Below are 18,961 nucleotides of genomic sequence, written 5' to 3'. Positions count from 1 at the left end.
ACGACGCGACCGGCCCGTCCCGGTGCCCGGTTCGTGGATCGCGGGGGAACAGGTCCCCGCGCGATCCACGAACCGGACCGGAACAGGCCGGATGCGGCGGATGAACGGCAGCGGTCAGCCTCGGCCGGGACGACGGCCGTAGAAGCGACGGCCGGAGCCGGTGCCGCCGGAGGAGGCCCGCGGCCCGCTGCCGATGCCCGCCAGGTAGAGCGAGAGCAGCAGCAGGCCGAGAGAGGCCATGGTCGGGAAGTTGAAGAGATCGGGGGCGCCGAAGTTGGTGTCGAGCAGGTCGGCGAGAAGCCAGATGCCGAAGACTACGGCGGCGGCGATGGCGAGCATCGGAATCCTCCGGGGGGGGTCAGAGAGCCTGTGACTCGGAGGTACCCGAGTGGGAGGGCTCCCGAAACGCGGTTCTTTCCCGGACGAGATAGAGGGGCGCCGCTGCTGCCAGAACGATCGCACCGGTCATGATCGCCGCCGGGGTGCCGGCCCGGGCCGCGACGGCGGTGAGGACGATCGATCCGATCGCGAAGCCGGGCTGTCCCAGCATCGAGTTCAGCGAGAGCAGACTCGCCCGGTACTCCCCCTCGGCCTGCCGGTGCAGCAGTGCCGCGTGCACCGGGTTCGCCGCGCCGTGTACCGCATAGGTGAGCAGGAACGCGGCGATCAGGCCGGCCGGGCCGCCGGCCAGACCCATGCCGAGGATGGTCGCGCCCTGCACCAGGCGCAGCGTGAAGCCGGTCCAGGGCGCACCGATCCGCCGGGTGAGCAGCGGGACCACGGCAGCGCCAGCGGCCGAGGCGGCCCAGGCCACCGAACTGACCGGGCCCATCAGGGCGGCCGCGGCGTCCGGGTCGGCGGTGACCTCGCTGAGCCGCAGCGGCATCAGCTTCTCGAAAGTGACCATGCCCACGCTCCAGAGCAGCTCCACGCCGATCAGGGCGAGCACCACCCGGGACCGGCGGACCAGCCCGAGCGCGCCGCCGATCGCCGTGGGCACGCCCCGGATCGAGGCGACCAGGGCGGCCGCCCCGCGCGCCGGGCGTTCCTCGGTCATCAGCAGCGCCACCGCCACCGTGGCCGCCACGCTCAGCACCAGGGCGACCAGCACCGGCAGGGTCAGCGCGCTCACCGGCCCGAGGGGCCCGAGCCAGATCAGGCCGCCGCTGATCAGGGCCGCGCCGGAGATGGACAGGCCGACCACCACGCCGCTGCGGCTGAGCGCCGTCTCCAGGTCGGCCGCCGGGTCGGCGGCCAGCGCCCGGTCCACGAACCAGGCCTCCAGCGGCCCGCTGTCCAGCGCCCGGTAGACGCCCTGCAGGAAGTAGGCGGCGCCGAAGAGCAGGGCCGAGGAGGCCGACGCGATCAGCGCCAGCGAGACGACGTTGACGGCACCGGCGAGCAGCAGCACCGGGCGGCGGCCGAGCGCGTCGGTGAGGCCGCCGGTGGGGAGTTCGAGGAAGAGGACGGTGAAACCCTGGATCGCGGCGAGGGAACCGATCTGGGCGATGCTGAGGCCCCGCTCGAGGGGGAGCAGGACGAGGACCGGGATGGTGAGACCGACCGGGAACCATCGCATCCCGATCAGGACCAGGAAACGGAGCCGGGCCTGCGCGAGCGTCATCTGTCGTCCTCCTCCGTGGGGGTGACGGCGTCGTGCCGGCGGGGCAGCGCGGCCAGGTAGAGCGAGACCGGGCGGGCGCCGGGCTGCGGATCGGTGCGCCCGGCCAGACCGTGCCGCATGACCACCTCCTCGATCTCGGCCATCAGGGTGCGCAGCTGCTCGGGGGTGAGCTCCATGAAGTAGTCGCTGAGCTCGCCGGAGTCGCGCCACTCGGCGGGCTCGTCGGCGACGCCACGACGCCACTCGCCGGCCAGCTCGACGAACCGGTTGACCTGGAACGCCTCCATCCACTCGACGGCCGCGGTGGCATCCGGATCACCGGCGAAGTTGCTGCGCCGCCAGCTCGACATGTCGTGCTCGGCCCGCCAGAAACGGCGCCGGCCGGTGCCCGGGCGCTCCTCCTCGACGACCAGGCCCACCTCGGCGAGCCGGCGCAGGTGGTAGCTGGTCGCGCCGGTGTTGGTGCCGAGCAGCTCGGCGAGCCGGGTGGCGGTGGCCGGGCCCTCGGCGCGCAGCCGGCCGAGCAACTGCACGCGGAGCGGATGGGCGAGGACGCGGATCTGCCGGCCGCTGAGGTGGACCTGGGTGACATCTTCCGTCATGAGTGCACAATAACTGTGCAAAGAATTTATGCACAAGTTATTTGCATGCTTGATTCATCGATGGGCTTGAACTGAAGTCGGGTTCAGGTCGCAGAGTCGAAAGATGACCGACCACACCCTGGACGAGGCACTGCACCGGCTACGCGACACCGGGCCGGAACGCGACGGCTGGCTCTCCAACCACGGGCCGATGGCCGCCGAAGCGCTGATCCGACACGGTCACGGTGAGAGCGTGCACCGATGGCTGGACGACTACCGGCCCCGGCTGGAGCAGGTGCCGCGGGGCATCGCCGCGATCCGGCCGCAGGAGTGGCGTGACCCGCTCGGCGACCCGGTGCGGACCGGGGACTGGCTGACGTTCTTCGCCCGGGAGACGACGCTGGCGCCGTGGCGGGACATACTGGTCACATGGTGGCCGCGACTGCTGCCGGGCATCGCCGCGGGCGCCACCCACGGGGTGATCCGGGTCGGGCATGCGGTGCGGGCACTGCTCGAGGAGGAGACCCCGGAACGGGTCGGCGAACTGGGCCGGGGCCTGGCCTACTGGGCGGCCCGGTGGCAGCCGCTCGCACCGGCCGGGAAAGGGCCGTACCGGGCGTCGGATCCGCGGACCGCACTGGACGCGGTGCCCCGGGTGCCGGATCAGCGGTTCGGGGTGCGGAACCGGCTCTCCCAACTGGCCACGATGCCGGACTGGGCGGAGACGGCCGGGGCGGTGCCGGCGGTGACCTCGCCCGCGGCTTCGGACCGACTGCGGGCGATCGTCGCGGCCGCGGTGCGGCGTCATCTCCATTTCGGGTACGGGAGCCCGATCATGCTCGTGCACGCGGCGACGGCACCGGCCGCCGTGGCACGGGTACTGCCGGCGTTGCCACCGTCGATGGCGGGCGCGAGCGTGGCGGCGGCATGGGCGGCCACGGCGGCGATCACGGCCGCCTACAGTCCGGCCGAACCCGACCCGCGGGCGGCGGCGATCCGCTCGGCACCCTCGGACGGAACGTCGACGTCCTCCGGAATCGCCACCGCATCGCCCGAACCGGCCGCCCTGCTCGAGCGGTCGGGTTCGTCGGCGCGGCCGCCGGCGCGATCGTCAGCGTGGCCGTCAGCGCGGCCGCCGACACGATCGTCAGCGCGATCGTCGGCGCGGTCGGCTGCTGACGCGTTCGCGCGGGCCGCCGGGAGCGGGGACGCCCACGCGATCAAATTCGCGGATGCCGCGGTGGAGACGTGGAGCGTCGCCGGTGATCCGGGACTGCTCGCGGCCGCTGAACGCGCCACGGAACTGATCATGGAGCAGTGAGAGGAGAAGCACCTGGGGCAGGCCGGGACGCGTAGTCGCTGAGGGAGGTGTGGCTCGTACCCCATGAGAAGCGTCAGCTGAGGCAGTCGCCCGCACCACCGGGGGTTGTCAGTCGGCGAGCTTGAAGAGGAGCGCGGTCTCCCATTTGTGCATGTCCGGCTGCTCCGCCGGGTTCGTCAGCATCATCTCCAGGCGGCCGCCCCAGACCTCGCCGGTCGGGGTCGGGGTGACGTCCCAGGACAGGCCGTTGCGGGGCGCCCAGTCGAGCAGCCGCGCGGTGACGGCCATCAACTCGCCGGGGTGGCCGATGTGGGTGATCGTCGCGTAACGGCCGCCCGGCAGCACGTCCACGAAATCGGGCGGCTCCACCGGGATCGCGTTGGCGAGCGGAATGCCGGCTTCGACGACCATCTCCGCCGCCATGTCGATCACGCGGTAGCGGAAGAACGGTGGGCCGGCGATCGGGACGCCCTGCCGGGCCAGGCCCGCGAACATGCCGGGCAACTGGTCCGCCAGGCGGGCGAACTCGGTCATGGCGATCGATTCGCGGCGGCCGAGATAGTGCTGCGGCTCGCGAAGAACGATGGTCGGCTCCACGCTGCCAGTCTCACAGCAACGGCGGCCGGGTGCATCCCGGCCGCCGTTGAACGTTCCGCCCTCGCTCGTCAGGCGCTCGACGTTCGCCCGTCAGAGCGAGGCCGAGCTGTTCGGGCTGTTCGAGCTGTTCTCGATCAGTTGGAGTGCTGCACCGGGGCCGCCTGGCCGTCCGTTCCCGGCGCGCCCGCCGCGGACTTCGGCTTGGCGTCGATGCCGGCCTCCAGACGCTGCTGCCGGGTGATCGGCGTCGGCGCGGTGGTCAGCGGGTCGAAACCGCCCCGGGTCTTCGGGAAGGCGATGACCTCACGGATCGACTCGTTGCCGCTGAGCAGCATGCAGGTCCGGTCCCAGCCGATCGCGATGCCGGCGTGCGGCGGCGGGCCGTACTTGAAGGCCTCCAGCAGGAAGCCGAACTTGTCCTCGGCCTCCTCCGGCGAGATGCCGAGCAGCGAGAACACGCGGCTCTGCACGTCGGCGCGGTGGATACGCACCGAACCGCCGCCGATCTCGTTGCCGTTGCAGACGATGTCGTACGCGTACGCGAGGGCCTTGTCCGGCGCCTCCTCGAAACGCGGCTCCCACTCCTCGTTCGGCGACGTGAACGGGTGGTGGACCGCGGTCCAGCCGCCGTCGTCGGTCTTCTCGAACATCGGCGCGTCGACGACCCAGCAGAACGCCCAGGCCGACTCGTCGATCAGCTTGGCCCGCTTGGCGATCTCGATGCGGGCCGCGCCGAGCAGTTCCTGCGCCTCCCGCCGCTCGGTGGCCGCGGCGAAGAAGACCGCGTCGCCGGGCTTCGCGCCCACGGCGTCGGCCAGGCCGGCCAGGTGCTCGGCGGACAGGTTCTTGGCCACCGGGCCCTTCGCCTCGCCGGTCTCCGCGTCGAGGACCACGTAGGCCAGACCGCGGGCGCCCCGGGCCTTCGCCCAGTCCTGCCAGCCGTCCAGCTCCTTGCGGGTCTGCGTGGCGCCACCCGGCATGACGACCGCACCGACGTAACCGCCGGCGTCGATCGCACCCGCGAACACCCGGAACGACGTGCCACGCAGGTAGTCGGTCAGCTCGACCAGCTCGACGCCGTACCGCAGGTCGGGCTTGTCGGAACCGTACCGGTTCATCGCGTCGGTCCACGTGATCCGCGGAATCGGCAGCTGAACCTGGTAGTCGGCCAGCTCGCCCCACAGCTTGCTGACGAGCTCCTCGCCGAGCGCGATGATGTCGTCCTGCGTCACGAACGACATCTCGATGTCGAGCTGGGTGAACTCCGGCTGCCGGTCGGCGCGGAAGTCCTCGTCTCGGTAGCAACGGGCGATCTGGTAATACCGCTCCATGCCGGCCACCATCAGCAGCTGCTTGAACAGCTGCGGGGACTGGGGAAGCGCATACCACGTGCCGGGCTGCAGGCGGACCGGCACCAGGAAGTCGCGGGCGCCCTCCGGCGTCGACCGGGTCAGAGTCGGCGTCTCGATCTCGTTGAAGTCGCGGGCGTGCAGCACCTCCCGCGCGATCTGGTTGGCGCGGCTGCGCAGGCGCAGAGCGTTCGCCGGACCGGAACGGCGCAGGTCCAGGTATCGGTACTTGAGGCGCAGATCGTCGGCGGCGGTGATCGTGTCGTCGATCGGCAGCGGCAGCGGAGCGGCCTCGGAGAGCACGGTCAGCTCGGACGCGACGACCTCGATCGCGCCGGTGGCCAGCTCCGGGTTCTCGTTGCCGTCCGGGCGGGCGTTGACCTCGCCGACGACCTTCACGCAGAACTCGTTGCGCAGCGCGTGCGCATCCTCCTCGCGGAAGACGACCTGCACCACGCCGGAGGCGTCCCGCAGATCGACGAAGATGACACCGCCGTGGTCGCGCCGACGCGCGACCCACCCGGCGAGCGTCACCGTCGTGCCGGCGTCGCTCGCGCGCAGAGTGCCGGCGTCATGGGTACGGATCACGGAAACGTCTCCTAACAGAGTTCGCGGGGCGCACCCGACATTCTGTCAGGCACGCCCCGCGCCGCGCGCCACGGGCCGGTCACTGCTCTGCTAATCAGCGACCCGCCAGGAGGTGACACGCAGGCCGGCGGTGCCGGTACCGCCGACGTCGACGATCTCCACGAGCGCGAGAGTGGGCGGATCGGCGGAGGTCAGCACGCAGAGCGCGGAGCCCTTCACCACCTCGAGGTCGGCGCCGGGCCCGAGCGGCCGGGTCCGGATCGCCCGCCGGCAACCGGCGGGATCGGTGCCCCGGGCGACGCGCTGCGTGACGGCGACGGCACCGGTTCCCGCACCGAGCCGGGCCGGCCGGTCGCACGGGTCGGCGTAGGTGAGGTCGGCTTTCGCCCGCTCGACGTTGACCCGGGGTTCGTCGAGGTCCACCGGCAGTTCGGCGTCGCAGCCGACCCGGAGGGCGAGGGCTTCCGCGGGGTACGCGGGACGGTCCACTTCGACCTTCGTCTTGCCGGCGGTCGGGCTGGCCGCCGCCGACATGGATGCCAGAGATGCTTGCGGCGCGGATGGCGTCGTCGCCGGTGCTCCAGGCGCGGACGTCGCCGCCGACGATCCAGGGGCGGACGTCGCCGCCGGAGCTCCGGGCGCGGACGTCGTCCCCGCCGCTCCGGAGACGGACGTCGTCTCCGCCCTCGTGCCCGTCGCCGCGCCCTTGGCGGCCCGCCAGGACACATATCCGGTAGCCGCCGTCGCCACCGAGAAGATCAACGCCAGTGAACTGAGCACGACCGCGACGACCAGCCCGAGGGACCACTTGCGCTTCACCGGTCTGCCGCCGGCCAGGGGTTCGGTCGGTCCGTCATTCGCCGGGGTACGCCTACCGTCACTCCCGTCCCTCCCCGCTCTTGCGGTGCGCCCGCCCGTACCCGCGCCGGCGCCCCGGGCGGGCGAATAGGCCTTGTACCCGGGCGGCCGGCCACCGCCGAGCGGGGTGACCGGTTTCCCACTGAGCCGCCCCGCGTTGCTGGGATAGATCGCACTCCCACCCACCCCCGTCCGTCCCGGCTGCGGCGTTGCTTCCGACCCCGGCGCGGGTCCCGGCGCGGGTCTCGGTGATGGTGCCGACGCCGGTCTCGGCGATGACGCCGGCGCCGGTCTCGGCGATGGTCTCGACCGCATCGGGGTGCCCCGGTCCGGCGGCAGGATCTCCGGCTCCCCGACCGCCCGGGGTTGCGGCGCCGGTCGCATCGGCACCCGTTCCGCGGCAGGCCGGCCACCCGCATCACCGGTGGTTCCGGTTATTCGTCCCGGCCCGGGCGGCTCACCCGGCGAACGGTCGGTCGGCTCATGGGCTGCACGAAAAACGGGCATCGCAGACTCCCGCAGCACAGGGGGCAAAACACTCGATCAGCTCTCAAGCACCATAAACAGTCCAGATCATGACCAGCCATCCCCCAGCTCAGCGACCGCCCACCCCACCAGCCGCACCACCGTGACGCCTCCCACCCGGCTCACCCACCGGCGTCCGAGGGCGGGCGGGTGCCGGCTCCCCACAGATGCGCGGCGCTCAGTGCGCCGACCGCGCTTCCGGCCGGCGCCACCAGCAGCGCCGCCGTGCACCAGTCGCGATGTGTCAGAGCGGTGGCACGGCAGGCGTACACGTCGGGGAAGAGCCGGACCCACCGCCCGCCGCGCAGCGCGCCCCGGGAGATCAGACCCGCGGTGACCGCGTCCGAGCCCCGGAACGGGCCGGTGGGGAGACCTGTGGGGAGACCCGCGGGGAGGCCGGTGGGCAGATCGGGCTGAGGCATGCCGCCACGGTGTCGCTATGCCGAGGCCGCCGCCGAGGAGACTGTGGACGACGCGGCATTGTGGAACCAGCCGTCGTGCAGGACCGGAACGGCGGTCGTGGCGTCGAGCTGGGCGGCGATGGTCACGTCGGCGGTGAAGCCCTTCGTGGTCAGTTCGCGGCCCGAGGCGGATGCGGCGAGTGCGGTGCCGAGCGTGTCGGCGACGGCACGGTACGCCGCGACGGCGACACCGGCCTCCGGGGAGAGGCCGTCCGGGGGCAGGGCGTTGAGGAAGGCCCCGGCGCCCCACAGGTCTTCGATGGCCGGGCGCAGGGAGCCGTCGGGCCAGCGTTCGCCGGCGGCGACGACCGCGATCGGGCGTCCCGCGGCCTGGGCCCGCACCCAGGCGGCGGCCGCGGTGGCGTTGCGCAGGCTGACGCCGACGACCGTGGCGCCCGATTCGGCGAGCAGGGCGGAGACCGTCGAGCCGTTCGGGGACGGCAGGACGAGCCGGTGCACGGTGCGGCGGGACGCGACCTGGGGGATCGTCGGCGGGGACAGGCTGATGTCGTCCGGGCCGGCCTGGCTGCGGCCGACGGCCAGGTCCGCGTCGTGGGCGGCGGCGGTGGTGGCCGCGGTGGCGTCGCGCCAGCGGTACGGCAGGACGGCGATGTCGTGTTCCGCCGCCACGGTCAGTGCCGTGGTGAACGAGAGCACGTCGATCACCGCGACGTAGGCGGCGCCGGATGCGACGGCGGCGGCCCCGGTCGGCCCCCACTCGAATCGTGTCAGGTGTTCGGTCTGCCGGAAGCAGGCATCCGTCATCGGAACTCCCTCGGCACCGGGTAGAAGATCGGCTGGTCCGGGAGCCGGGCCGGCCAGCGCCCGGAATCCGCTCTCCCGGACCAGGTCGAGTTCCTCCGGGCCGGTCGGCCGCCAGAGCGTCATCGTCGTGGTCATCGGACGAGTCTGGCGGAGCGGACGACCACGATCAAAGGCGTTTCAGAAGTACGTGTCGAGCACGTCCACCACCCGATGATCGTTGTCGACGACCGGGATGTGCCGCCATTTGTCGAACGCCGTACACGGGTGGGAGATCCCGAACCGGATCAGGTCGCCCGGCGTCACCGAAGCGTCCGGGTCGGCCAGGTAGGTGTGGTGGTCGTTGAGTTTCACCACCTGCAGTCCGCCGGCCGGGAAGGTCGTGTCGCCCCGCCGGATCTCGATCGGCACGGGGAGCCCTTCGTCGATGGGTGCGTCCCGTTTGCCCATGCCGGCGATGGCCAGGCCCGGTTCGGGGGTGGACTGCACCTGCGCCCAGATCTCCAGGGCCGGGGCGAGTCCGCCGTCGATCCGGTTGAACGGGGTGTGTTCCCGGTAGAACCCGTCGTCGTGGGTGATCGATGCGCCGCTGCGAAGTATCAGCTGACAGTCGTCGAGAGCGGCGAACCGTTCGACGACCCGGTCGAACCACGCGCTGCCGCCCGCCGACACGATGGGCCGGTCCGGCAGGAGTCCGGCGGCCCGCAGCTGCCGCACCCCGTCGACCATCGTCGCGACGAACCGGTCCACGTCGTCCACCGTGGAGAGTTGACCTTCGTAGCCGGTCACGCCGGCGAGGGTGAGCCCGGGCGCCGCGGCGACCGCCTGCCCCACCTCGGACAGCGCGGGCAGTGACCGGATTCCGGTACGCCCGTTCGCATGCCCCAGCTCGACCAGGATCCGTAGTGGCCCGCCGGTCGCCGCGGCCGCCGCCACCCCTTCGAGCGAGTCGACCTGGAAGTAGACCTCCCAGCCGGCCGCCGACGCCGTGGCCAGCCAGCCGAGGGCTGTCGGGTCCAGGATCTGATTGGCGATCAGCACCCGCGGGATGCCCAGTTTGTGCAGTACCAGTGCCTGGTTGGGGGTGGCCACCGTCAGGCCCCACGCGCCCGCCGCCATCTGCGCGTCCAGCAGCCCGGGCGCCATCGTCGTCTTGGCGTGCGGCGCGAAGTCAAGTCCGTGCCGGGCGCAGTACGCCGCCATGGTCGCGATGTTCGCCCGCACCGCGTCCCCGCGGACCACCATCAGCGGCCAGGTGAAGTCGCCGTCGAAGATGCCCGGTTGCCGCGACGGGTCCCAGGTCCCGTCCGGGAGCCAGAAACCCTTGCTGCGCCAGTCGATCGTCACGCGGATCCTCCTATAGAAAGAGTGGATGCTTTCCACGACCATCGATGAGCTCATGACGGAGTGGGACCTGGAACCGGCCGGGGACCTGCCGTTGAGTATCAACTGGGTGGGCCGGGTGCGTCGGGCGGACGGTTCCGGCGCGGTGCTGAAGCTGGCCGTTCCGGGTGCCGGTCACCTCGGGAACGAGGCGGCCGCGTTGGAGTTCTTCGACGGCCGGAGTGCGGTGCGGGTGCTGGCCCGCGACCGTGAGCGCGATGCGCTGCTGTTGGAGGAGGCCCGCCCGGGCACTCAGTTGCGCGTTCTGGTGCCGGAGAGGGACGAGGACGCCACGGCCACGCTGATCACGGTGATGCGCGGGCTGCACCGCCCGGCCCCGGACGGCATCGCGCTGCCCGAGCTGGCCGACCGGGCCGCGAAGTTCACCGTGTGCCCGCCGCGACTGCCCCGCCACCTGGTGGAGCGGGCCGGCCGGCTGTGGACGCAGTTGTGCGCGTCGGCGACCGAACGCGTCGTCCTGCACGGCGACCTGCACCACGACAACGTGCTGGCCGCGGAGTCCGGCTGGCTGGCGATCGACCCGCACGGCGTGGTCGGCGATCCCGGTTACGAGGTGGGCGCGATGCTCTACAACCCGTTCGGGTCGCTCGCCGACGACACCGTGCTGGACCTGGTGCCGGCCCGGATCGAGCAGCTCGCCGACGGTCTGGGCATGCCGGCCGAGCGGGTCGCCGCCTGGGGGTTCGTGCAGGCGGTGCTCTCCGAGATCTGGACCCTCGAGGACGGCGGCGTGGTGACCGGCCGCCCACTGCTGCTGGCGGAGCGGCTGCTGCCGCACCTTCCCTGAGGGCCCGGCGGTCATCGCAGCTCGGCGGTCATCTCACGCAGTTCAGCGAGACGATCTTCGAGGGTACGGGGATGGCCGGGCGCCCCGTCGCGGCCGTCCGCGGGCCGGGGTCCGCTGAGGGGCCGGTAGTTGACCCCGAGCTTGTCGAGGCGTCCGAGGTGTTCGGTGAGTCGTGCGGAGAATTCGGCGAAGTCGCGGTCGGCCGGTCCCCACACCACTTCGGCGAACGCGCACAGCCGCGGGAACGCCATGTATTCGACGCGCCGCAGCGACTCCATGTGCTCGGTCCAGAGGTTGGCCTGGGCGCCGCGCACGAGTGGCGACGACGGCGGCTCGTAGGAGTAGACGTCCTCGAGCGTCAGCAGGGTGCCGACCGGCGTGGGTTCGCCGGGGTCGTCGGACTGCCGGTAGTCCAGGTAGAGCTTGACGTCGGGACAGCACACCACCTGGTGGCCCGCGGCGATGGCGACCTCGGCGGGCTCCTCACCGCGCCAGGCGGCGATCACGGCGCCCTCCGGTGCTCCGCCGGCCAGGATCTCGTCCCAGCCGTAGATCCGGCGTCCCCGCCCGGCCAGGTGTTCGGCCATCCGCGCGGTGAAGGCGGTCTGCAGTTCCCGGCCGCCGGGCCACTCGTCGGTGGGGCACTCGTCGCCGCCGATGCCGATCAGCTCGGACGGAAAGACGTCGCAGACGTGGTCCAGGACCTGGCGGCAGAAGTCCAGCGTCTCCTGGGAGAGGTTGAGAACGTGCGGCGAGATGCCCCAGCTGGTGCGGACCGGGCCGTCGAAGCCGTTGCCCAGTTCCGGGTACGCCGCGATCGCCGCCTGCATGTGGCCGGGCATCTCCACCTCGGGCACCACGGTCACGTGCCGTTCCGCCGCGTACGCGACGATCTCCCGCAGTTCGGCGGTGGTGTAGAAGCCGCCGTGCGGGGTCCCGTCGTGGATCCCGTGCTGCCGGGAGCCGAGCATCGACTCGGTGCGCCAGGCCCCGACCGACGTGAGGCGCGGCCATCCCGGCACCTCGATCCGCCAGCCCTGGTCGTCGGTCAGGTGCAGGTGCAGCACGTTGAGCTTGTGGAAGGCCATCAGGTCGACGAACCGCAGCACGTCGGCCACCGGCATGAAGTGCCGGGCCACGTCGAGGAGCACGCCCCGCCAGCCGAAGCGGGGCTGGTCGGAGATCCGGCCGCACGGCACGTCCGGTCCGAGCTGGTCCAGCGTCTGCCGGCCGTAGAAGATGCCGGCCTCGCTGCCGCCGCGGATGAAGATGCCGGACTCGGTGCAGTAGAGCACGTACCCCTCGGGTGGGAGCGACGTGTCGATGCTGGTCTCGATCGGTCCGGGGGCGGCTGTACCGGGCAGCGCCCGTACATTCAAAGGTTTAGGTATCAATCTTTTACCGCTCCTCCCAGGCCGGCCACCAGGCGGCGGCGCACGATCAGGAAGAAGATCATGACAGGCAGCGTCATCAGGGTGGACGCGGCCATGATCGCACCCCAGTCGTTCTCGTCGGGCTTGAAGAAGACGAGCAACGCCATCGGCAGGGTCTGGTTGTCGGCCGCGCTGATGATGAACGTCCGGGCGAACAGGAAGTCGTTCCACGCGTGGATGAAGGAGAACACGCTGACCGCGGCGAGACCGGGTGCCACCAGCGGGAACAGGATCCGCCACAGCACGGTGAAACGGCCCGCGCCGTCGAGTTGCGCGGCCTCGTCGAGTTCGTCGGGGATCGCCTGGACGAAACCGCGCAGCATCCAGATCGCGAACGGCAGCGTGAACGCGGTGTGCACCAGCATCAGCGAGCCGAGCGTGTTCAGGCCGATCCCGGGCACGACCGTGCCGACGTCGCGGACCAGGAAGAACAGCGGGATGGTCAGCGCCTCGATCGGCACCATCTGCGCGATCAGGAAGGTCACCAGCAGGGTGGTGCGGAACCGGAACCGGAACCGGGTCAGCGCGACCGCGGCCAGGAACGCGATCAGCCCGGAGATCAGCACCACGACCAGGGCCACCAGGAGGCTGTTGAGCAGGTACCGCCCGAAGTCGTTGACCGCCAGGACACGGCGGAACGCATCCAGCGAGGGCGCGAGCGTCCACGGCTTCTGGTCCAGCGACTGGATCTCGCCGGCCGGTTTCACCGCGGACAGCACCATCCAGTAGATCGGGAAGACGGTGATCAGCGCGATCAGCACCGCCACCGCGTCGAGCATCCGGCGTCCGGCTCTCATAGGGTCTCTCCCGAGCGGCGCAGGGTCCGCAGATAGAGCAGCGTGACGGCGAGCAGGATCAGCATCATCACCACGCCGATGGCAGCACCCCGGCCGTACTCGCTGGAGGCGAAGGCCTGCTGGTACGCGTACACGTTGAGGGTCATGTTCTGGCCGGCCAGGCCGCCGCCGCGGGTCATCACGTAGATCTGGGTGAAGACCTTGAAGTCCCAGATGATCGACTGGATCACCACGATGGCCAGCACCGGCCGCAGGATCGGCACCATGATCTGCCAGAACGCGCGCCACGCGTTCGCGCCGTCCAGGGCGGCCGCCTCCAGCACGGACTTCGGGATGGCCTCGATGCCGGCGTAGAGCGTGACCATGACGAACGGGAACGACGCCCACACCACCACCGCCCCGACCAGGGCGAACGCGGTGTACCTGTCGTACATCCAGTTGAAGCCCTCGATGCCGAGCAGCTGGTTGACGTAACCCAGGTCGGTGTCGAAGAGGAACATCCAGGTGGTCGACCCGGAGACCGCGGGCACCGCCCAGGCGGCCATCGCGGCCAGCGACAGCAGCAGTCGCGGGATCCGGCTGATCCGGGTCAGCAGGACGGCCAGGCCGGCGCCGACCGCGAGGGTGGCGAGCACGCACGCCGCGGCGAACAGCACCGTGGCCAGCAGCACGTCCCAGAACCGCGGATCGGTGAACAGCCGGGTGTAGTTGTCCGCGCCGACGAACCGGGTCGGCTGCCCACCGCTGACCTGCGCCTGGGTGAAGTCGAGCACCGAGAGCAGGCCGAGCTGGTACATCGGGTAGAGGAACAGACCTCCGAGCACCACCGCGGCCGGCAGCAGCAGCCACAGTGGTGCCCGTGTGCGGACGCGAGTCACTTGGTGAGGGCCTCGTCGATCAGCTTGGCGGCCTCACCGGTGGCCTCGTCCACGCTCGCCTTGCCCGTCGCCACCTTCTCGATCATGGTGGGCAGCACCGCGGAGGCGTCGACCTTGCCCCAGCCCGGGTTCAGCGGGACGAACTTCGTACCGGCGGTGATGGTGTCGAGGAACGGCTTGACGAAGGCGTCCTTGGCGGCGACCTCGTCACTGGCCGACTTGAGGGTCGGCAGGTTGCCCATCGCGTCGTACATCTTCGCCTGGTACTTCTTGCCGGCCAGCAGGGTGAGGAAATCGGCGGCGAGGGCCGGGCGCTGGGCGTTCTTCATGACGCCGAGGTTGTTCCCACCGGCGAACGCGGGGGCCACCGAGCCGGCGGTGACACCGGGCAGCGGGACGACGGCGTACTTGCCCTTGGCCACGCCGGCGTCGACGGCGGCCCGGTTGAAGTTGCCGAGGATGCCCATCCCGGCCTTGCCACTGGCGAACAGGTCGACGGTCTTGCCGCCGGTCAGGTCGGCGCAGTTCTGCGGCGGGCAGTTGTCCTCGGCGATCAGGTCGGTGTAGCTCTTCAGACCGGTCTTCGACGCCGCCGAGTCGATCTCGGTCAACTCACCGCCGTTGGCCCAGACGAAGGGCATCGCGCCGTACGTGTACTTGCCGCCGACTGCGATGCCGTACATGTCCGGTTTTTTCGATCGAATAGTGCGGGCCGTGGTGGTCAGCTCGGCCAGTGTGGTGGGAGCAGTCAATCCCAGTGAGGTGAACACGTCGGTGCGGTAGTAGAGGGCGCGGACGCCGACGTACCACGGGACGCCGAGCAGGGTGCCCTCGTAGGTGGCGCTCGCCTTGGCGTCGGCGCTGAGGTCGGCGCCCTCGGACCAGCCGGAGACGACGGTCCCCAGGTCGGCCAGGCCACCGGCGGCGGCGTACTCGGGCAGGTCGGTGTTGCCGTACTCGACCACGTCCGGGGCGCTGGCCGGGTCGTTGAAGGCGCCCTTGAACCGCTCGCTGCGGGTCTCCACCGCGATGTACTGGACGTCGACGCTCGTGTCCGGGTGCGCGGCGGTGAACTCGGCGACCGCCTCCTTGACGACCGCCTCCTTGGGCGCGCGGTTCGGCTCGTCGAAGAGCCACACCTTGAGGGCGCCGGTGCGGGGGCCGCCGTCGGTGGCGGTCGCGGCGGGGGTGGAGGTGGAGGGGGCGCAGGCAGTCATCGTGAGGGCGAGGGCGGAGGCCACCGCGAGGCGTAGTCTCATCAACACTCCAGACGAACCAGGTTCGTTAATAGTTCGTTTCAGTGCGCAACAGCCTGCGGGTCTCATCGCTGGTCGTCAACCCTCTGTTTCCGCTTTTAACCGTGGAAACACGATGGTGACTTGACCGCGCCCGGCAGGTTGCAGCACGCTACGACGACTATTACGAACTACTTGAGAACCCCGGGGGCGAGATGATCGGACTGGTCGTGCACGCCGCACACCGGCAGCGGTTCGCCGACGCCGCGAGCACGCTCACCGGCGTCACCCTCGCCTGGGCGGTCTACGAGCACGAGGACGAGATCCGCGACCGGGTCGCCGGACTGCTCCGCGGCCACCGCCTCGACGGGCTGCTCCTCGGGCTCGTCCCGTACGCCCGGGCCCGCGACCTGATCCCCGCCGACCTGCCGGTGACCGTCACCCGTTCCGCCGCCCTCGACCTGGCCCTGGCCTGGGCCCGCGCCCGCGGCAACGGCTGGCCGGCCACCCCGGTCAGCATCGACACCTTCGCCGGCGAGACGATCGACGAGGTCGCCACCGCGCTCGACCTGGACCGCACCGCCATCGCCGCGCTGCCGTTCGAACCGGGCCAGCCGGTCGCCGACGTCGCCGCCTTCCACCGCGAGCAACTGGCCCGCACCGGCGCGTCCTACGTGATCAGCGTCCGGATGGGCGTCGCCGCCGCCCTCGACGGGCAGACCGCCGTGCTGCACGCCCTCGCCACCCCCGGCACGATCCGCGCCGACCTGAACGAGCTGGCACTGCGCGTCCACACCAAACGCGCCGACGGGCAGCGCTTCGCCGCCGGGCTCTTCCGCACCGAGAAGATGAACGGCCTGCGCCAGCTGCTGCTCAACACCCCCGAGTTCGCCGACGCCTGGATCGACCAGCACGGCGCCCGCGGCGTGCTGGTGTTCGCCCCGGTCTCGCTCTTCGAGACGGTCACCCACCAATGGGTCGGCCTGCCCGTGCTCGCCGAGGCCCGCGACACCCTCGGCGTACGGACCGTGGCCGGCTTCGGCATCGGCGCGTCCGCCCGGCTCAGCGTCACCCTCGCCGAACGGGCCGCCGCCCGCGCCGAACAGGACACCGACCCGGGCGCCTACCTGTTCACCGGCGACGGCATGACGATCGGCCCGATGGGGGCGACCGCCGCGCCGCTGACCTACACCTACCGCGAACACGGCGACATCGAGGACCTGGCCGCCCGGGCCGGGCTCAGCGCGGCCACCCTGTCCCGCCTGGCCGCGATCGAACGCGGACTCGACGGCCGGCCGCTCTCCCCCAGCGAACTGGCCCGCGCCCTGGGCATCACCGACCCCAGCGGCCGCCGGCTGATCCGCAAACTCACCACCGCCGGACTGGTCAGCGAGTCCGGCAGCGCCCAGGAACACCGCAAGGGCCGGCCCACCCGCCTCTACCGGCTGTCGATCACGGCCGATTCCCAGGACCGCCGATGACCTGGGATCTTCTTCTCACCGGCGGTGATCCGCACGACATCGCGGTGCACAACGGGCGCATCGCCGCAGTAGGGTCCGACCTGCCCCGCGACGCCCGCCAGGTGCTCGACGTCTCCGGACGCCTGATCACTCCCGGACTGATCGATCTGCACACCCACGTCGGCCCGGGCTACTGGGGGATCGACCCGGACCCCGTCGCGTGGTACTCCGGCGTCACCACCTGGGTGGACGCCGGTTCGGCGGGCGCGTACACGGCAGCCGGACTGCGCCGCGTGGTGGCGGCGGCGACGGTCCGGGTGCGCGCCCTGCTGAACATCTCCGCCGTCGGCCTGGCCGGGCGCACCGGCGAGAGCCGCGACCTGGCCAACTGCGACGTGCCCCTGGCCGTCGACACGATCCAGGCGAACCGCGACCTCTTCCACGGGATCAAGGTGCGGATCGACCGGGAGACCGTCGGCGACAACGGGGTCGAGCCGCTACGCCGCGGACTGGCCGCCGCCGCCGCCTGCGACGTGCCCGTCATGGTGCACATCGGCACCGCGCCGCCGTCCCTCGACGAGGTGCTCGACCTGCTCCGGCCCGGCGACATCGTCACCCACTGCGCCAGCGGGATCGCCGCACCGCTCGGCCGCGCGGTCCGCGAGGCGGCCGCCCGCGGCGTACTCCTCGACCTGGGACACGGCTCCGGCGGCTTCGCCTTCGACGTGCTGGAACGCCAACTGGACGCGGGCCTTCACCCGTACACGATCTCCACCGATCTGCACGCCCGCAGCCTGCACGGACCGGTCTTCGACCTGCCCACCACAATGGCCAAACTGCTCGCCTGCGGCGTCGCCCTCCCCGACGTGCTCGCCGCCGCGACCACCCATCCGGCCCGCGCGCTGGGCCTGCCCGGCGGTTCCCTCACGGTGGGCGACCCCGCCGACTTCGCGATCTTCCGGGTACGCGCGGAGCCCACTCCACTGGCCGACGCCCACCGCCAGATCCGTGTCTCCCCGGTCCGCCTGGTCAACGAGGCGACCTACGTGGACGGACGTCCCCTGCCTCCGCGGCTGCCCGCCCCGCCCGCGCCGTGGATCCCGCTCACCGACACCCAGCGTGCCGCCCTGGACCGCCGGGCCCGCGACATCCGTGCCCTGCTCTCCACGCCGCTCGTCGACGTGGACGGCCTGGCCGAACAGTTCCCCCGCAACTCCCTCCACCACTCCCTTCGCAACGACCAGGAGTCTTGACATGCCGAAACGCGCCATCACCACCGACACCGCGGCCCCGGCCGGCGGCCCGTACTCGCACGCCGTCGTCGCCGGCGACACGATCTACCTGGCCGGCGCCATCCCGGCCCTGCCCGACGGCACCCGCGTCACCGGCACCTTCGCCGAGCAGGCGCACGCCGCCTTCAAGAACCTCGCCGCGGTCGCCGAGGCGGCCGGATCCAGCCTGGACGACGCCGTGAAGATCGGCGTCTACCTGCGCGACTTCGCCGACTTCCCGGAGATGAACAAGATCTACGCCGAGTACATCAAGGGCACCGACCTGCCGGTCCGCACCACGATCCCGGTAGCCCTGGTCGGCTTCGACATCGAGATCGACGCGGTCCTCTACACCGGCCCCTGACCGGCCCGCCGCTCCGCCGGCCACGGTCCTCCCCGGCACCCACAACGGCCCAACGTCGCCCAGCCACGTTTCGTTGTCAGGGTGCGAAGCCCATCCGCGTGGCGAGTTCGGGTGTGATGGACACCCGAAGTCACCACGCCCACCACGGGCGTGGTGATTACGGGCGCGCTGCACACCCCAAGTCACCACACCCATGGCGGGCGTGGTGTTTTCGGGCGGGATGGGCGGCTGAAGTCACCACGCGGACCCCGATGACGAAGCGTGACCAGCCGTCCACCACGGCTACCCAGACGACGAAACTCAGCCGTCAGTAACGGCTCGGGGCGTCCAGCCGTCGTTGGCGGTCGACGCCAGCACCAAAACCGACCGTCACCGACGGCTGGACGCCCCCGAGCCGTTGTCGACGGCTGAGTTTGATCTCCGAAACAGCCGTGGCCGACGGCTCACCCAATCCGGCCGTCGACCACGGCTCACCCACCAAGCAAAAACAGCCGTCAACGACAGCCGTGGCCCCCGACCGTCGTTGACGGCTGAAAACTGCCTCTGGAACAGCCATAGGGGACGGCTCGTGCCCGGGGTGCGGGGTGCGGGGTGCGGGGTGCGGGGTGCGGGGTGCGGGGTGCGGGGTGCGGGGTGCGGGCTGCGGGCTGCGGGCTGCGGGGGCGG

At 71.5% G+C, this 18,961-nt stretch carries 18 protein-coding genes and 1 pseudogene; 5 read left to right on the top strand and 14 right to left on the bottom strand.

Translation table 11 applies throughout. The annotated features are described in order from the left end of the window. Positions 1–114: 114 nt before the first annotated feature. The 3 genes from QSK32_RS38865 to QSK32_RS38855 are packed head-to-tail and all read right to left on the bottom strand — an operon-like array spanning position 115 to position 2,226. Entirely contained in the window at positions 115–339 is a 225-nt protein-coding gene (locus QSK32_RS38865; protein ID WP_045743206.1) for a hypothetical protein, read from the bottom strand. A 19-nt stretch (positions 340–358) separates the two neighbouring features. Then, on the bottom strand, positions 359–1,624 hold the full coding sequence (locus QSK32_RS38860) for an MFS transporter (protein WP_285474750.1): 1,266 nt from the start codon (positions 1,622–1,624) through the stop codon (positions 359–361). After that, positions 1,621–2,226, bottom strand: coding sequence for an ArsR/SmtB family transcription factor (locus QSK32_RS38855; RefSeq protein WP_285474749.1), 606 nt, complete (start codon positions 2,224–2,226; stop codon positions 1,621–1,623). The genes QSK32_RS38860 and QSK32_RS38855 overlap by 4 nt, the downstream gene beginning before the upstream one ends. Positions 2,227–2,329: 103 nt before the next feature. Between QSK32_RS38855 and QSK32_RS38850 the strand changes: the two genes are divergently transcribed. Further along, positions 2,330–3,526: a hypothetical protein gene (locus tag QSK32_RS38850; protein WP_285474748.1), complete on the top strand. Its 1,197-nt coding sequence runs from the start codon at positions 2,330–2,332 to the stop codon at positions 3,524–3,526. A 108-nt stretch (positions 3,527–3,634) separates the two neighbouring features. Here QSK32_RS38850 and QSK32_RS38845 read toward each other — a convergent pair whose 3' ends face one another. The 7 genes and pseudogenes from QSK32_RS38845 to QSK32_RS38815 all read right to left on the bottom strand — a co-directional run bounded on the left by QSK32_RS38845 (position 3,635) and on the right by QSK32_RS38815 (position 10,013). Beyond that, positions 3,635–4,123 carry a GyrI-like domain-containing protein gene (locus tag QSK32_RS38845; protein WP_052720532.1) on the bottom strand — a complete coding sequence of 163 codons (489 nt, stop codon included), beginning with the start codon at positions 4,121–4,123 and terminating at the stop codon, positions 3,635–3,637. 134 nt (positions 4,124–4,257) lie between these two features. After that, positions 4,258–6,060: an aspartate--tRNA ligase gene (gene aspS, locus QSK32_RS38840; protein WP_045743210.1), complete on the bottom strand. Its 1,803-nt coding sequence runs from the start codon at positions 6,058–6,060 to the stop codon at positions 4,258–4,260. 90 nt (positions 6,061–6,150) lie between these two features. Continuing rightward, positions 6,151–6,879 carry a hypothetical protein gene (locus QSK32_RS38835; RefSeq protein WP_285474747.1) on the bottom strand — a complete coding sequence of 243 codons (729 nt, stop codon included), beginning with the start codon at positions 6,877–6,879 and terminating at the stop codon, positions 6,151–6,153. A 686-nt stretch (positions 6,880–7,565) separates the two neighbouring features. Next, positions 7,566–7,865, bottom strand: coding sequence for a hypothetical protein (locus tag QSK32_RS38830; RefSeq protein WP_285474746.1), 300 nt, complete (start codon positions 7,863–7,865; stop codon positions 7,566–7,568). A gap of 15 nt (positions 7,866–7,880) precedes the next feature. After that, positions 7,881–8,669: a 2-phosphosulfolactate phosphatase gene (locus tag QSK32_RS38825; RefSeq protein WP_285474745.1), complete on the bottom strand. Its 789-nt coding sequence runs from the start codon at positions 8,667–8,669 to the stop codon at positions 7,881–7,883. A 5-nt stretch (positions 8,670–8,674) separates the two neighbouring features. After that, positions 8,675–8,804: pseudogene (locus QSK32_RS38820) on the bottom strand (ADP-ribosylation/crystallin J1); the annotation flags it as partial. A 42-nt stretch (positions 8,805–8,846) separates the two neighbouring features. Then, positions 8,847–10,013 carry an alanine racemase gene (locus QSK32_RS38815; protein WP_285474744.1) on the bottom strand — a complete coding sequence of 389 codons (1,167 nt, stop codon included), beginning with the start codon at positions 10,011–10,013 and terminating at the stop codon, positions 8,847–8,849. 52 nt (positions 10,014–10,065) lie between these two features. Here QSK32_RS38815 and QSK32_RS38810 point away from each other — a divergent pair, with 52 nt between their 5' ends. Next, positions 10,066–10,857: an aminoglycoside phosphotransferase family protein gene (locus tag QSK32_RS38810; protein ID WP_285474743.1), complete on the top strand. Its 792-nt coding sequence runs from the start codon at positions 10,066–10,068 to the stop codon at positions 10,855–10,857. Between the two features lie 11 nt (positions 10,858–10,868). Here the strand turns inward: QSK32_RS38810 and QSK32_RS38805 are convergent, their stop codons facing one another. Genes QSK32_RS38805 through QSK32_RS38790 form a run of 4 tightly spaced genes read right to left on the bottom strand, consistent with a single transcriptional unit; the run spans position 10,869 to position 15,224 of the window. Next, on the bottom strand, positions 10,869–12,236 hold the full coding sequence (locus QSK32_RS38805; protein WP_285474742.1) for a beta-N-acetylhexosaminidase: 1,368 nt from the start codon (positions 12,234–12,236) through the stop codon (positions 10,869–10,871). Between the two features lie 11 nt (positions 12,237–12,247). Next, positions 12,248–13,087: a carbohydrate ABC transporter permease gene (locus QSK32_RS38800; RefSeq protein WP_285474741.1), complete on the bottom strand. Its 840-nt coding sequence runs from the start codon at positions 13,085–13,087 to the stop codon at positions 12,248–12,250. Further along, positions 13,084–13,965, bottom strand: coding sequence for a carbohydrate ABC transporter permease (locus QSK32_RS38795; RefSeq protein ID WP_045746703.1), 882 nt, complete (start codon positions 13,963–13,965; stop codon positions 13,084–13,086). Before QSK32_RS38795 ends, QSK32_RS38800 begins: the two co-directional genes overlap by 4 nt. Continuing rightward, entirely contained in the window at positions 13,962–15,224 is a 1,263-nt protein-coding gene (locus tag QSK32_RS38790) for an extracellular solute-binding protein (protein ID WP_045746702.1), read from the bottom strand. Before QSK32_RS38790 ends, QSK32_RS38795 begins: the two co-directional genes overlap by 4 nt. Before the next feature lie 191 nt (positions 15,225–15,415). On the opposite strand from QSK32_RS38790, the gene QSK32_RS38785 reads away from it, so the two are divergent. The 3 genes from QSK32_RS38785 to QSK32_RS38775 are packed head-to-tail and all read left to right on the top strand — an operon-like array spanning position 15,416 to position 18,295. Further along, entirely contained in the window at positions 15,416–16,681 is a 1,266-nt protein-coding gene (locus QSK32_RS38785) for a helix-turn-helix domain-containing protein (protein ID WP_285474740.1), read from the top strand. Further along, on the top strand, positions 16,678–17,913 hold the full coding sequence (locus QSK32_RS38780; RefSeq protein WP_285474739.1) for an amidohydrolase family protein: 1,236 nt from the start codon (positions 16,678–16,680) through the stop codon (positions 17,911–17,913). The genes QSK32_RS38785 and QSK32_RS38780 overlap by 4 nt, the downstream gene beginning before the upstream one ends. A gap of 1 nt (position 17,914) precedes the next feature. Then, positions 17,915–18,295, top strand: coding sequence for a RidA family protein (locus QSK32_RS38775; protein WP_285474738.1), 381 nt, complete (start codon positions 17,915–17,917; stop codon positions 18,293–18,295). Positions 18,296–18,961: the final 666 nt, after the last annotated feature.

This window comes from Actinoplanes sp. NBRC 101535 (assembly GCF_030269225.1).
Taxonomy (GTDB): Bacteria; Actinomycetota; Actinomycetes; order Mycobacteriales; family Micromonosporaceae; genus Actinoplanes; species Actinoplanes rectilineatus.
The sequence above is the reverse complement of the archived record's forward strand: the minus strand, read 5'-3'. Positions and strand labels throughout refer to the sequence as shown.